Origin of the sequence: Serratia sp. FGI94, assembly GCF_000330865.1 — a bacterium.
Classification (GTDB): Bacteria; Pseudomonadota; Gammaproteobacteria; order Enterobacterales; family Enterobacteriaceae; genus Serratia_B; species Serratia_B rubidaea.
The window spans coordinates 2273257-2287906 of sequence record NC_020064.1 but is presented as its reverse complement, the minus strand read 5'-3'; the positions used below and the strand labels follow the sequence as shown (position 1 = coordinate 2287906).

Below are 14650 nucleotides of genomic sequence, written 5' to 3'. Positions count from 1 at the left end.
CCCCTTATTTACGGAACATCTTCAGCATGCGCTGAGTGACGGTGAATCCACCAAAAATATTGATGCTGGCAATCAGCACGGCGATAAAGGAGAGGAAACTCACCCAGCCGCCGTGGCCGATCTGCAACAGGGCACCCACCACGATAATGCCTGAAATCGCATTGGTGACCGACATCAACGGCGTATGCAGCGCGTGGCTGACGTTCCACACCACGTAGTAGCCAACCACGCAGGCCAGCGCAAACACGGTGAAGTGCGACAGGAACTCTTTCGGCGCCGCGTCCGCCAGCCAGCCGAACAGCACCACCGCCAGCGCCATCAGGCCATACTTCAGCCATGGCGAGAGCGGTTTTTTCTCCTCTTTGACCGGCGGCTCTGCGGCCTGCGCCTGCGGTTTCGGCTGGGCGGAGACCTGGATCGGCGGCGCCGGCCAGGTAATCTCGTCCTCGCGCACCACCGTCACGCCGCGGATCACGCTGTCTTCAAAGTCGATATCCAACTCGCCGTTTTTCTCCTTGGCCAGCAGCTTCAGCAGGTTGACCAGGTTGGTGCCGTACAGCTGGGAAGATTGGGTCGGCAGGCGGCTCGGCAGATCGGTATAGCCGATGATTTTCACCCCGTTATCGGTGGTGGTGATGCGATCGGCCACGGTCAGTTCACAGTTGCCGCCGGTTTGCGCCGCCAGATCGACGATCACGCTGCCCGGTTTCATGCTGGCGACCATCTCTTTGGTGATCAGCTTCGGCGCCGGTTTGCCCGGGATCAGCGCGGTGGTGACGATAATGTCCACCTCTTCCGCCTGCGCGGCGAACAGCGCCATCTCCGCCTTGATAAAGGCTTCGGACATCACTTTGGCATAGCCGTCGCCGCTGCCCGCTTCTTCCTCGAAGTCCAGCTCCAGGAATTCCGCGCCCATGCTCTGCACCTGCTCCTTCACTTCCGGGCGGGTGTCAAAGGCGCGGACGATCGCCCCCAGACTGCCGGCGGCGCCGATGGCCGCCAGGCCGGCAACGCCGGCGCCGATAATCATCACTTTCGCCGGCGGCACTTTACCGGCGGCGGTGATCTGCCCGGTAAAGAAGCGGCCAAATTCGTGCGCGGCCTCCACGATGGCGCGATAGCCGGCGATATTGGCCATCGAGCTCAGCGCATCCATCGACTGCGCGCGTGAGATCCGCGGTACGGAATCCATCGCCAGCGTGGTAATGCGCCGCGCCGCCAGTTTTTCCATCAGCTCAGGGTTCTGCGCCGGCCAGATAAAGCTGACCAACGTGCTCCCTTCACGCATCAGGGCGATCTCCTCTTCCTGCGGCGCGTTGACCTTCAGGATCAGATCCGACTGCCACACCTCGGCGGTGTCGACCACCGTCGCGCCGGCCTGTTCGTAAGCGACATCTTCAAAGCTTGCCAGTTTGCCCGCATCGCGCTCAATGGCGACGCTGAAACCCAGTTTCAGCAGCTGCTCCACCGTTTTCGGCGTGGCAGCGACGCGAGCTTCATTGGCCAACCGTTCTCTAGGTACACCAATACGCATAATATTCCCTTCCGGATTATGATCTTATTATCTTCCAACCCCATAGTGATAACGCCGTTCCCGCCCCCTTTGCCAAAGGCTGGCGGCGGATAGCGGGCGGCGCTATCTATAACCTACTGAAAATAAGATCGATGATCTACGTTTGCTTAACCCATCGGATGAGTTTTTACATAAAAATTCACGCACGGATATGACAAAACGCAATTTTCCCTGAGAAAGACGGCCTAAGCGCCAATAAAAACAGGCAGTTTTCTTCTCACCGCAAATCCGCGCAAACTCAGCCTGCTGCGGCGATGCGGCATAAAAGTTATAGAAATGTGAATAAACAACACTTATCCAAACAAAATCTTTATTATGGATACTTATACTTGAAGCCAACGGAAAATAACGCCGCCGCATTAACAGATTTGTCTCATGCGATGCCATAAAATGCTGAGACACCTGCCAAGATTACATGTAATAATCACTGGCTGAATAACACCTCAACAGTTCAGCACGTTATAAACGTTAATGCGCTAGGCGAAAGGATTTTTTATGAAGCTGAAGAACACGATCATCGCATCAGCCTTGTTATCACTTACCGCGCTGTCCGCTCATGCTGCGCAAGAGTTAACGCCTGAGAAAGCGGCGGCGATCAAGCCGTTTGATCGCATCACCATCACCGGCCGTTTCAACGCCATCAACGAAGCCGCCACCGCCGTCTCTCGCCGCGCCGACAAACTGGGCGCCGACGCTTTCTATATTCAAGACATTAATAATAGTAACAACGGCGGCAACTGGCGCGTGACGGCAGACATTTACCGCAGCGATGCGCCGGAAGTAGAGAAAAGCCACTACCGCGTCTTCAACGGTGTGAAAGAGCTGCCGAAAGAGCAGGCCTACCAGTTAGAGCCGTTTGATACCGTCAGCGCCAGCGGTTTCTTCCGCAGCCAGCCGGACGTTAACGACGCCATCTCCAAACTGGCGAAGAAAAAAGGCGCCGATTCCTTCTTTATCGTCCGTCAGGTCGACGCCAACCAGGGCGGCAACCAATATGTGACCGCCTACGTCTACAAAGCCAATGCGCCGAAACGCGTGGTACAGAGCCCGGATGCAATTCCGGCCGACTCGGAAGCTGGTAAGGCCGCGCTGGCCGCCGGCGGTGCCGCTGCGGCGAAGGTCGAGATCCCGGGCGTCGCCTCTTCCGGCTCACCAAGCCGTGAAGTCGGCCGCTTCTTCGAAACACAGTCGTCAACCGGTAAGCGTTACACTGTCACCCTGGCCGACGGCACCAAGATTCAGGAAGTGAACAACGTGACCGCCGCGCAGATGCAGCCGTTTGACTCCGTAACCTTTACCGGCCACTTCAACAGCATGACCGACGTCTCCACTGAAGTGGCGAAGCGTGCGGCCGCCAAAGGCGCCAAGTACTATCACGTCACCCGTCAGTGGCAGAACAAGAGCGGCGGCAATCTGACCGTCAGCGCCGATCTGTTCAAATAATCCGCGTTTTACTCCCTCCTGCGGGCAGCCCTGGCGCTGCCCGTTTTTCTTTCCGCCGCGACTGAATAACTTTTTAACCGTTCCGCATATTCAATCATTGCATCCCGCTGCGTCCGTCCGTAGAATCTGCGCCGTTTTTCAGGGTTGATTGTCTAAATGCACGGTGATCGTCACCCTGTTTTTACTGCTCAATCGGCGCTCTCCAGCTGTTTATTCTGTATTCGGGATCCTTCATTGGAAAAAAAATTAGGTCTACTCGCATTAACCGCTCTGGTGCTCAGTTCCATGCTCGGCGCCGGGGTATTCAGCCTGCCGCAAAATATGGCGGAAGTGGCCAGTCCGGCGGCCCTGCTGATCGGCTGGGCGATTACCGGCGTCGGCATTCTGTTCCTGGCCTTCGCCATGCTGCTGCTGACCCGGCTGCGTCCCGATCTGGACGGCGGTATCTTCACCTATGCCAAAGAGGGCTTCGGCGAACTGGTCGGCTTCTGCTCCGCCTGGGGCTACTGGCTGTGCGCGGTGATCGCCAACGTTTCCTATCTGGTGATCGTCTTCGCCGCGCTGAGCATTTTCACCGACCGCAGCGGCGCGGTGATCTTCGGCGACGGCAATACCTGGCAGGCGCTGGTGGGGGAATCCGTTCTGCTGTGGGTGGTGCACGCGCTGGTGCTGCGCGGCGTACAGACCGCCGCCAGCATCAATCTGGCCGCCACGCTGGCCAAACTGCTGCCGCTCGGGCTGTTTGCCGTGCTGGCGGTTATCGCCTTTAAAATAGACGTATTCACCCTCGACTTCACCGGCGTGGCGCTCGGCAAGCCGGTGTGGGAGCAGGTGAAAAACACCATGCTGATCACCCTGTGGGTGTTTATCGGCGTGGAAGGCGCGGTGGTGGTGTCGGCGCGCGCGCGTAATAAAAAGGATGTCGGGCTGGCCACCATGCTGGCGGTGGTGTCCGCGCTGGCGGTCTACCTGCTGGTGACGCTGCTGGCGCTCGGCGTGGTGCCGCGCAGCGAGCTGGCGCAGATGCGCAACCCGTCGATGGCGGTGATGATGGTCGATCTGCTTGGCCCGTGGGGCGATGTGATTATCGCCGTCGGCCTGATTATCTCAGTGTGCGGCGCCTACCTGAGCTGGACCATTATGGCGGCCGAAGTGCCGCTGCTGGCCGCGCAGCACGGCGCCTTCCCGAAGGTGTTCCGCCGGCAGAATAAAAACCACGCCCCGTCCGCCTCGCTGTGGCTGACCAACGGCGCGGTGCAGATTGCGCTGGTGCTGATCTGGTTTACCAGCAGCAACTACAACTCGCTGCTGACCATCGCCTCGGAAATGATCCTGGTGCCATATTTTCTGGTCGGCGCCTTCCTGTTCAAAGTGGCGCTGCAACGCCATGACAAACGCCTGATTGCGGCAGCCAGCGGCGCCTGTCTGTACGGCATCTGGCTGCTGTATGCGTCGGGACTGATGCATCTGCTGATGTCAGTGCTGCTGTACGCGCCGGGGCTGCTGGTGTTTATCTATGCTCGCCGCGGCCATGATGAGGTGAAGTTGCTGAACAAGCTGGAAAGAAGCAGCATTCTGCTGCTGTTGCTGGCCACCGTACCGGCCGGCTGGTTTATGCTGCAGTCATAACGAAGAAGACCGGGTGCCATACCCGGTCATTTTTACTGCGCGCTGATGGTGAGCCGCTCACCCACCTGCGTTAATACCACCCTTGCCGCACACTCCTGCTGAATCGCCGCCAGTTGGGCTTTGTCCAGCGCATAGGGCAGCAGAATATCAAATACCGCCAACCCCTGCTGTTGCCCTAAATCGATCAGGCGTACGATGTTGGTTTCATCGCTGACCTGGGTGGAAACCACCTGCAGCGCCAGCTCTTTTAACTGCTCAGTACGCGTCTGCGTGGATACCGCACGCGATTTCAGCACCATGCCGAAAATCGGCATAACGCCGTAAATTGCATCAACAAAGCGCCAGTGCTTCTTGCACGATGCAGACAGAAATTCCATGTAGTCAAAGCAGATTGTTTCACTGCGCGCGACGGATGCAAGGTGACCGTTACTCATCCCCTCAGTTCCTCTTTTGGCCAGCGTATACCCTGTCGCCCTGGATATTCAGGGTATATTACATCCTGAAATGGATAATCGATGCGAAGCTATAACGATTTTACGCCGTATAATGGCATAATTCCCCTATTGTTTGCCAGCCTGTCCAGGAGCTTTAATCGATGGAACCCCATGACTCTGCGCCGGTGCTGATCACCGGTGGCGCCCGCCGCATAGGCCTGGCGTTGGCCCGTTCGCTGCTGCAGCGCCAGGTACCGGTGATCGTCGCCTACCGCAGCGACTATCCGGCGCTCGCCGAGCTTAAATCACTGGGCGCCACCTGTATTCAGGCCGATTTCTCCACCCACGACGGCATCTATCAGTTTGCCGAACAGGTGCGGGAAATCGCCCCTAAACTGCGGGCGCTGGTGCATAACGCCAGCGCCTGGCAGGCCGAATCGCCGTATACGCCGCCGGAGCAGGTGATGGCGTCGATGCTGCAAATCCACGTTTACACCCCCTATCTGCTCAACCAACTGCTAGAGCCTTGCCTGCGCGGTCAGGGACAGGCCGGCGCCGATATTATCCATCTGACGGATTACGTGGTGGAAAAAGGCAGCGACAAGCATATCGCTTACGCCGCCAGCAAGGCGGCGCTGGATAACATGACCCGTTCGTTCGCCCGCAAGCTGGCGCCGGAAGTGAAGGTCAACGCCATTGCGCCGGCGCTGATTATCTTTAACCCCGGCGACGATGAAGCCTATCGCCAGCAGGCGCTGCAAAAGTCGCTGATGAAAGTCGCCCCCGGCGAAAGCGAAGTGGTCGAACTGGTGCACTACCTGCTCGGCAGCCGCTATGTGACCGGCCGCACCCACGGCGTCGACGGCGGCCGTCCGCTGCGCTGACCGGAGCGCATGGCGCAATGTGTAACGGCGCGCTATGCTGAATGCCGTCTTGCTGAGAATCACCCGGAAAAAATGCACAAAATTGTTTTTGTAGAAGACGACGCCGACGTCGGTAAATTAATCGCCGCCTACCTGGGTAAACATGATATTGAGGTGCTGGTCGAGCCGCGCGGCGATAGCGCCCAGGCGCGCATTGCCCAGGAGCAGCCGGATCTGGTGCTGCTGGATATTATGCTGCCCGGCAAAGACGGCATGACGCTGTGCCGCGATCTGCGGCCGCAGTTTCACGGCCCGATCGTACTGCTGACGTCGCTCGACAGCGATATGAACCATATTCTGTCGCTGGAAATGGGCGCCAACGACTATATCCTGAAAACCACGCCGCCGGCGGTGCTGCTGGCGCGCCTGCGCCTGCATCTGCGCCAGGGCGCCGCGGGGCACGACGACGCCGCGCCCCTGACGCCGCACAACGCGCTGCACTTCGGCCTGCTGTGCATCGACCCGGTTAATCGCCAGGTGACGCTGGCGGACGAAACCATCACCCTGTCCACCTCCGATTTTGACCTGCTGTGGGAGCTGGCGACCCACGCCGGGCAGATTATGGACCGGGAAGCGCTGCTGCAGAACCTGCGCGGCGTCAGCTATGACGGCCTGGATCGCAGCATCGACGTCGCCATTTCCCGCCTGCGCCGCAAGCTGTACGACAATGCGCTGGATCCCTTCCGCATCAAGACCGTACGCAACAAAGGCTACCTGTTCGCCCCCAATGCCTGGGAACCGGCGCAGCCATGAGAAAACTCTTCGTACAGTTCTTTCTGCTGCTGTTCGTCTGCTTTCTGGTGATGGCGATGCTGGTCGGGCTGGTGTACAAGGTCACCGCCGAACGCGCCGGCCGTCAGTCGATGGATGACCTGATGAAAAGTTCGCTGTACCTGATGCGCAGCGAACTGCGGGAAATCCCGCTCAAGGACTGGAATAAAACCATCGATACGCTGGATCTCAACCTCTCCTTCCAGCTGCATATTGAACCGCTGGGCAAGCAGAAGCTGAGCGATGAGATGAAAAAACGGCTGCGGCTGGGGGAAATCATCGCGCTGGACGATCAGTACACCTTTATGCAGCGCATTCCGCGCAGCCACTACGTGCTGGTGGTCGGCCCCATTCCCTACCTGTTCTACCTGCACCAGGTGCGGCTGCTGGATCTGGTGGTGCTGCTGCTGATCGGCCTGTCGCTGGCGCTGCCGGTCTTTCTGTGGATGCGGCCGCACTGGCAGGACCTGCTCAAGCTGGAAAACGCCGCACAGCGCCTCGGCGCCGGGCATCTGGATGAACGCACCCATTTTGATCCCACCTCCAGCCTCAACCGCCTCGGTGTGGCCTTTAATCAGATGGCGGACAATATCAATACCCTGATCGCCAGTAAGAAACAGTTGATTGACGGCATCGCCCACGAGCTGCGTACCCCGCTGGTGCGGCTGCGTTACCGGCTGGCGATGAGCGATAACCTGTCCGACGGCGAACAGCAGGCGCTGAACCGCGATATCGGCCAGCTGGAATCGCTGATTGACGAGCTGCTGACCTACGCGCGCCTCGACCGCCCGCAGGTGGCGCTGAATATCGAGCCGATCGACCTGCCCGGCTGGCTGCAGGACAAAACGGACGATCTGCGCCTGATTCATCCTGAGCGCGATATTGCGCTGGATATTCCCCACCGCGGCGACTTCGGCGGCGTGGATCTGCGCCTGATGGAGCGGGTGCTGGATAATCTGGTGAACAACGCGCTGCGCTATGCGCAACGGCGCCTGCGCATCGGCCTGTGGTTCGACGGCGATATCGCCTGCCTGCAGGTGGAAGACGACGGACCGGGCATTCCGCCGGACGAGCGCCAGCGTATTTTTGAACCCTTTGTACGGCTGGACCCCAGCCGCGACCGCGCTACCGGCGGCTGCGGCCTGGGGCTGGCTATCGTACACTCCATCGCCGTCGCCTATCAGGGCCAGGTGTTTGTCGACGCCAGCCCGCTCGGCGGCGCCAGCTTCCGCTTCTGCTGGCCGGTAAAATCCCCGCTCCTGTTAAAAAACGCCGCTACCGCCGATTAAGCACTGCCGCTGTTTAGTAAACAGCGGCGGCTGCGCATGACAGTTTTCACAAAAGCGATATTCGCCGGCGTTCTCCGCCCGCTTGCCGCTTGCCTGCGCCACCGTTCCCTTATAGATTGCAGCCTATCGGCGCAGCAACGCCGTCCGCAGCGGCTTCTCGCGGCCGGCAACCATAAGGATAGCAACAAGATGGCCAATATTCGTGACGTTGCCCGGCTGGCCGGCGTTTCTATCAGCAGCGTGTCGAACCTGCTTAATCATCGCACCCATCAGATGAGCGCGGAAACGCGGTTGCGTATTGAGCGGGCGATGGAGGAACTGCATTACCGCCCGCTGAGCGCGCCGCCGCGCCAACACGGACAGCCGAATATTATCGGTTTGCTGGTGCCGTCGATTGTTAACCCCAGCTTTTCGGCGCTGGCGCACGAGGTTGACCTGTCCGCGCGGGCGTATCGCTACCGCGTGCTGCTCGGCAACTCATACCGTCAGGAAGACGAGGAGCGCGCCTTTATCAGCGATATGTTCGCCCACGGCGTACGCGGCATTATCGTCGCGGCCAGCGATATCCGCCAAACGCATTTTGTCCGCAGCGCCGAGCAAGGGATGATGATCGTCAGCTATGACAACCGCTTTAGCGACAGCATGGCGGCCGATACCCGGCTGGTCGACAGCGTCTCCATGGATAACGTTGAAGCCGGCCGTCTGGCGGCGCAACACCTGATTGAACGCGGCTGCCGGCAGATTATATTTGCCACCGAAGCCACCCTGACGCTGAGCCGCAGCAATAAAATCGACGGTTTTCTGGCGGCGCTGCGTAGCCATCAGCTGCCGGCGTATGAACGGGTGATCGAAGGCAAGGCCAGCAGTGAATATGGCGACACGGAGATGTTTGAACTCGGCCGCTCAATGGTCAGCCGCATACTCGCCATGACGCCCCGCCCGGACGGCATTGTGGCGATCAACGATGCACTGGGCATTGGCCTGATGACCGGGCTGCGCGCCGCCGGAGTGCGCATACCGCAGCAGATGTCCATCGTCGGCATCGACAATATTTCGCTGGCCGGCTTTGCCGAACCGGGGCTGACCTCGGTGATGCCGCCACAGGCCGCCATGGCGCAGGTGATGGTTGAACGCTTAATCCGGCGCATCAACGACCCTCAGCTGCCGCCCGGCGAATTTCTTTTTCCGCCGACCCTGGTCAGCCGCCGGTCAGTCAAAGCGTAACGGCCGCTCAGCGCCAGCTGCGATATTGCAACGGTAGAGATAAACAAGAGGAATAAATAATGAATGCCAACGGCACGGTCATCATCGATTAACGCCCAATAGCAGCACGCAAATAACACGTTTATTCATTACACCGGCGAGCGCCAAGCGCCGGGGACGGATCACGCCAATAAACCTATCTCGGATAAATAATCATGAATAACAGAACGCCGCAGGATATTGAACGCAGCGCAATACGAAAGCTGACGCTGCATATCGTCCCTTTAATGATTTTATTATATTTCCTGGCCTTTCTTGACCGCAATAATATGGCCTATGCCGCCATGGCGCTGGAAGACAGCCTGGGGCTGACCGCCTCGGCGTTCGGCTTTGCCTCCGGTATTTTCTTTATCGGCTATTTTATGTTTGAGATCCCCAGCAATGCCGGCACGATCAAGTTCGGCCCGCGCATCTGGTTTGCCCGCATTTTGATCTCGTGGGGCATCTTCGCCACCCTGCTGGGCTTTGCCCGCACGCCGATGGAGCTGTATATCTACCGTTTTATGCTGGGCGTATGCGAAGCCGGTTTTTTCCCGTCGGTGGTTTATTACTTTACCGTTTTCTTCCCGGAAAAGTATCGCACCAAAATCCTCGGCATGTTTATTATTGTGCAGCCGCTCTCCAATGCCATCGGCTCGCCGATCTCCGGTTTTATTCTGAATATCGATCAGGGCTGGTTCGGCCTCGAATCCTGGCAACTGCTGTTTATTATTGAAGGCGTACCGCCCATTATTATCGGCCTGCTGATTCCGTTTATCATTAAAAACTCACCAAAAGAGGTTGGCTATCTGGACATAGAAGAAAAAGCCTGGTTGATGAATAATAATCAGCGCACCAAGTCCGGTTCCAAAATTACCCTGGGCGATTTTTTTAACGGGATTAAAAATAAAAAATACCTGATTTACGCCCTGCTGAATTTCGGCATGGTCTGCGGCATTTATGGCTTTGGCATGTGGCTGCCTTCCATCCTGACCGCCATTTCCGGCGGCGATATTCTCCACGTCAGCCTGCTGGCGTTGCTCCCCTACGGGCTGGGCGCGCTGCTGATTTATCCGTGGAGCCTGTGGGCCAGTAAAACCCGGCAAATCGCTATTTTTGCCGGCATCAGCATGGTGATGGCCGCCATCGGCCTGGCCGGCGCGGTGGCGTTCTTCCAATACAACCTGTTTGTCTCACTCTCTTTCCTGTGCCTGGCCGCCGTCGGCATCTACACCGCCGTGCCGTCGTTTTTATCCATGCCGGCCAATATCTCCTCGGGCGCGTCGGCCGCCGCCGGCCTGGCGGTGGTGAGCTGCATTGGCAACATCGGCGGTTTTGTCGCCCCCTATGTGGTGGGCGTCCTTAACGACCTCACCCGCAGCAGCATCCCGGGGCTGATTTTCCTGGCGCTGTGCCTGCTGGTCACCGGCCTGATCTGCATTTTTTACTGCGCTAAACAGCGCGAAGGCGTCATCAGGGCGTAACTCACTTTTCATCCTTAACACGAGGTATTCATCATGGGTCATCTTAGCGGCAAGAAAGTCTTTATCACCGGCGCGGAGCAAGGCATCGGCCGGGCCACGGCGGAGCAGCTGATTCAGGCCGGCTGCGATATTTACCTGCACTACCACAGCGGCGAAGAAGGCCCCAAGGCGTTGGTGGCGCTGGCGCATTCGCTGGGGCAGCGCGCGGCTTACGGCTACGCGGATTTGATTGAGACCGCAGACGCTGAACGCTGCGTGCGCGCCGGGGCCGAATTTCTCGGCGGCATTGATATCCTGATCAATAACGTCGGCGGCATCGTCGGCCGTAAATGGCTGGGGGAGATCGACCGTCAGTTCTGGCAAACGGTGCTGGACGTAAATATGACCACCATGCTCAACGTCACACAAAGCGCGCTGCCGTTCCTCAAGGCGGCGCCGGACGGCGCCAGCGTCGTCAATCTGGCCTCGCTGGCCGGCCGCGCCGGCGGACATTCCGGCTCGTTGGTTTACTCGTCCTGTAAAGGCGCGGTGCTGACCTGGACGCGTTCACTGGCGGCGGAACTGGGGGAGCATGGCGTGCGGGTCAATGCGGTGGCGCCCGGGCTGATCCTCGGTACGCGTTTTCACGATCGCCACACCACCCAGGAATCGGCGGAAGAAACCGTCCGCGCTATCCCACTGGGCAGAGCTGGCACGCCGCAGGATGTGGCGCGGGTCATCACCTTCCTGGCGGCAGAGTATGACGGTTTCGTCTCCGGCGCCACCATCGATATCAACGGCGGTATTTACCGTATGTAATCCCCCCTGGCCGGCAGCCCGCAACGGCGGCCGGCTATGCTGACGGAGCATTAACCATGATTAAATCAGCGCTTATCCACCCGCAGCTGCTCGGCGCATTGGCGGCATGCGGCCACAAAAGTCAGCTGCTGATCGCCGACGCCAACTACGCGGTCACCACCAACGCCCGTAAAGACGCCGCCGTGGTGTACCTCAATCTGGCGCCGGGAATGATCCCCGCGCCGCTGGTGCTGGAAAAAGTCCTGACCTGCATCAACGTGGAACATGCCGCCCTGATGACGGCGCCGGCCGATTATCCCCATACTCCGGCGGATGAATACCGGCGTTTGTTGCCGGACGGCTGCCCCGTCGCCTATCTGGAGCGGGAGCAGTTTTACGCCGAGGTGAAATCGGAACGCACGGCGCTGATTATCGCCACCGGCGAGCAGCGGCGCTTCGCTAACCTATTGCTGACGGTTGCCCCCGTCTTCTGATCGGCCCCGCTACGTGGCCGGTTTTATAGCGCACTTATCCTACCAACAACACGGCGGCCGCAGAGTGCCGCCCTGCCACTCACCCAGTGTATGTTGTAACTAAAATAACAGGGAAACGCGCCGGCATACCACACACGGCCGGCCTGTTTCCCTGTCAGTGCGGCGCCATATGCTGTGCAATCAGCGTCGCTAACGGCACGCGCAGCGGCTGCGGCAGGTCATGGCCCATATCCGGCACAATATGCAGCCTGGCATGCGGAACCGCCCGCGCCACCGCTACGCCCCCGGCCTTGCGCACCATCCGGTCGGCGCTGCCGTGGATCACCAGCGTCGGCGCCTGAATACGCCGGCTGTAGCGCCGCAGATCGCCGCTGCCCAACAGGGCGGAAAACTGGCGCTGCAGCCCTTCGCTGTCGCCGCCGCGCCGCAACAACTGGCTGACCAGCGTATCCAGCTCTGACTCCTGCATCGGATACCGTTTACTGGCCAGCAGACGCAGGCGGGTTTTACAGTAGTGCTGCTGCTGCGTGCGCGACGCCTTTACGGGAAACGGCCGCAGCAGCTGGAATAGCAGCGTCGGCGCCGGCGGCGGCAGCAGCGGCTGATTGGTGCTGGAAAACAGCACGATCAGGCTGCGCACCCGCTGCGGGTATTCCGCGGCCAGTACCTGGGCAATCATGCCGCCCATCGAACCGCCCAGCACGTGCGCCTGTCGAATCTGCAGGTGGTCCAGCAGCTGAACCGCATCGGCCGCCATATCCGCCAGCGTATAGGGCACCGCGCTCTGCCAGCCGAGCTGGGCGCGCAGTATCAGCAGCCACAGCGGCTGCCGGCGACGCCCGCTGGTTTTGCCGGACAGGCCGACATCGCGGTTGTCAAAGCGAATCACCCGATAACCCTGCTCAACCAGCGTCCGACAGAATTCGTCCGGCCACAGTAGCATCTGCGCGCCAATGCCCATAATCAGCAATAAGGGCGGCGCGCTTTCGTCGCCCCAGTCTTCATACGCAATCGGCAGGCCGCCGTTTGGCGCTATCCCGGTTCGCACCGCAATCTGCTGCATAAACAACCTCTTAATCTCCGCCTCGCTGAGGCCAGTGTAGCATGTACATACCGTTACACGCCGAAACCAATCATGCACGGAAAGCCGGCGGCGCTTCCCCTATGCTGTTATCCACGGCCCCGCAGTGGGGTTAAGACACGAAAAATCACTTGAGGAACCGACAATGAAAAAAGCATTAGCTCTGGTTGTTGCCGCTGCAATGGGCCTGTCCAGCGTCGCCTTTGCCGCCGATGCCGCCACTCCGGCAACCCACACTCACGCCAGCCACCATCACGCGGTTAAAGCGAAAAAAGCGCCGGCACAGAAAGCGCAGGCGGCGAAAAAACACGTGAAATCCGCCCACAAAAAGGCGCCGGTGCAAAAAGCCCAGGCGGCGAAAAAAACGCACAAGCACGCCAAACACCAGAAAAAAGCGGCGCACTAATCCGTCCGGGCGCCCCGCCTGACCGCGTATGACGTTCATCCAGACACCCGGCCCGCCGGGTGTTTTTTATCGGAGGCTGTCATCTATGCTGCGCCGTTATCTGTTCGAAATCGTACTGGCCGTGCTGATTGTTTGCGGCCTGATCGCCGCGGCGTTTTATCTCTGAGCATCAACGCCCGTTCATGCAGAATTTATTGAAAAATCAATCAGCGAACGTTCCAACACGGCAATTTCCGTCTATAGTAGACATTCAGTGAGTTTATGGATTACCCCGTATCAGGCAAGAGATCTATGCGCATATCCGCTTTGCTGTTGTTGTGCTCATTTCCACTGATGACCGCCGGACCGGCCCGGGCCGACGGCCCCTCCCATGCGGAGAAAAACCGCCTGTTTTTTGGTAAAGACGATCGTATCAAAGTCAGTGAAACCCAAGTCTGGCCGTGGCAAGCTATCGGTCAGATCGAAACCGTCAGCGGCAACTTATGCACCGCCACCCTGATTTCACCGCACCTGGCGCTGACCGCCGGCCACTGCGTACTGGCGCCGCCCGGCGTGCTGGACAAGGCGGTAGCGCTGCGTTTTATCGCTCAGCCCAAAGGCTGGAAATACCAAACGGATAAGATTGAAACGCTGGTCGATCGGAAACTGGGGAAAAAGCTGAAGCCGGACGGCGATGGCTGGATTGTGCCGCCGGGTGCGGCGGCCTATGATTTCGCGCTGATACGTATCAAAGAAGAAAAACCGCTGCCGCTACGGCCGCTGCCGCTGTGGCAGGGCGATACGCCGACCCTGACGCAGGCGATGAAACAGGCCAGACGGCTGATCACTCAGGCCGGCTACCCCGAAGACCATCTGGACAGCCTGTACAGCCACCAAGGCTGCAAGGTGACCGGCTGGGCGCAGCAAGGCGTGCTGTCGCACCAGTGCGATACCCTGCCCGGCGACAGCGGCTCACCGCTGCTGCTCAAAACGGCGGACGGCTGGCGGCTGATCGCCATTCAAAGCTCGGCGCCGGCGGCCAAAGACCGCTATCGCGCCGACAACCGGGCGCTGGCGGTGACGGCCATTTACGCCCAGCTACAGCAGTTGGCGCAGCACAAATAG

The 14650-nt window shown here is 59.3% G+C and carries 15 protein-coding genes; 12 read left to right on the top strand and 3 right to left on the bottom strand.

Annotation, left to right across the window (positions count from 1 at the left end):
- Positions 1-4 precede the first annotated feature (4 nt).
- Entirely contained in the window at positions 5-1534 is a 1530-nt protein-coding gene (gene pntA, locus D781_RS10415) for a Re/Si-specific NAD(P)(+) transhydrogenase subunit alpha (RefSeq protein WP_015672281.1), read from the bottom strand.
- 534 nt (positions 1535-2068) lie between these two features.
- Between pntA and ydgH the strand changes: the two genes are divergently transcribed.
- Both ydgH and D781_RS10405 read left to right on the top strand, forming a co-directional pair.
- Complete coding sequence (gene ydgH / locus D781_RS10410) at positions 2069-3016, top strand: DUF1471 family protein YdgH (protein WP_015672280.1); 948 nt, start codon at positions 2069-2071, stop codon at positions 3014-3016.
- 234 nt (positions 3017-3250) lie between these two features.
- Positions 3251-4645, top strand: a complete 1395-nt coding sequence (locus D781_RS10405) for an amino acid permease (RefSeq protein ID WP_041411799.1) — start codon at positions 3251-3253, stop codon at positions 4643-4645.
- A gap of 32 nt (positions 4646-4677) precedes the next feature.
- Here D781_RS10405 and D781_RS10400 read toward each other — a convergent pair whose 3' ends face one another.
- Positions 4678-5079, bottom strand: coding sequence for a hypothetical protein (locus D781_RS10400; RefSeq protein WP_015672278.1), 402 nt, complete (start codon positions 5077-5079; stop codon positions 4678-4680).
- A 161-nt stretch (positions 5080-5240) separates the two neighbouring features.
- On the opposite strand from D781_RS10400, the gene folM reads away from it, so the two are divergent.
- The 7 genes from folM to D781_RS10365 all read left to right on the top strand — a co-directional run bounded on the left by folM (position 5241) and on the right by D781_RS10365 (position 12059).
- Positions 5241-5963, top strand: a complete 723-nt coding sequence (folM, locus tag D781_RS10395; RefSeq protein ID WP_015672277.1) for a dihydromonapterin reductase — start codon at positions 5241-5243, stop codon at positions 5961-5963.
- A 72-nt stretch (positions 5964-6035) separates the two neighbouring features.
- Positions 6036-6755, top strand: a complete 720-nt coding sequence (rstA, locus tag D781_RS10390; RefSeq protein ID WP_015672276.1) for a two-component system response regulator RstA — start codon at positions 6036-6038, stop codon at positions 6753-6755.
- Positions 6752-8062: a two-component system sensor histidine kinase RstB gene (rstB, locus tag D781_RS10385; protein ID WP_015672275.1), complete on the top strand. Its 1311-nt coding sequence runs from the start codon at positions 6752-6754 to the stop codon at positions 8060-8062. The genes rstA and rstB overlap by 4 nt, the downstream gene beginning before the upstream one ends.
- Before the next feature lie 189 nt (positions 8063-8251).
- Entirely contained in the window at positions 8252-9286 is a 1035-nt protein-coding gene (locus D781_RS10380) for a LacI family DNA-binding transcriptional regulator (protein ID WP_015672274.1), read from the top strand.
- A gap of 194 nt (positions 9287-9480) precedes the next feature.
- Entirely contained in the window at positions 9481-10788 is a 1308-nt protein-coding gene (locus D781_RS10375; protein WP_015672273.1) for an MFS transporter, read from the top strand.
- A gap of 33 nt (positions 10789-10821) precedes the next feature.
- Positions 10822-11586 carry an SDR family NAD(P)-dependent oxidoreductase gene (locus D781_RS10370; protein WP_015672272.1) on the top strand — a complete coding sequence of 255 codons (765 nt, stop codon included), beginning with the start codon at positions 10822-10824 and terminating at the stop codon, positions 11584-11586.
- Between the two features lie 56 nt (positions 11587-11642).
- On the top strand, positions 11643-12059 hold the full coding sequence (locus D781_RS10365) for an RbsD/FucU family protein (protein WP_015672271.1): 417 nt from the start codon (positions 11643-11645) through the stop codon (positions 12057-12059).
- A gap of 154 nt (positions 12060-12213) precedes the next feature.
- Here D781_RS10365 and D781_RS10360 read toward each other — a convergent pair whose 3' ends face one another.
- Entirely contained in the window at positions 12214-13122 is a 909-nt protein-coding gene (locus D781_RS10360) for an alpha/beta hydrolase (RefSeq protein WP_015672270.1), read from the bottom strand.
- A gap of 163 nt (positions 13123-13285) precedes the next feature.
- Between D781_RS10360 and asr the strand changes: the two genes are divergently transcribed.
- The 3 genes from asr (at position 13286) to D781_RS10350 (ending at position 14650) form a co-directional block, all read left to right on the top strand.
- Complete coding sequence (gene asr / locus D781_RS10355) at positions 13286-13546, top strand: acid resistance repetitive basic protein Asr (protein ID WP_015672269.1); 261 nt, start codon at positions 13286-13288, stop codon at positions 13544-13546.
- Positions 13547-13574: 28 nt separating this feature from the next.
- Positions 13575-13712 carry a hypothetical protein gene (locus D781_RS23980; RefSeq protein WP_015672268.1) on the top strand — a complete coding sequence of 46 codons (138 nt, stop codon included), beginning with the start codon at positions 13575-13577 and terminating at the stop codon, positions 13710-13712.
- Between the two features lie 125 nt (positions 13713-13837).
- Positions 13838-14650, top strand: coding sequence for a serine protease (locus D781_RS10350; RefSeq protein ID WP_015672267.1), 813 nt, complete (start codon positions 13838-13840; stop codon positions 14648-14650).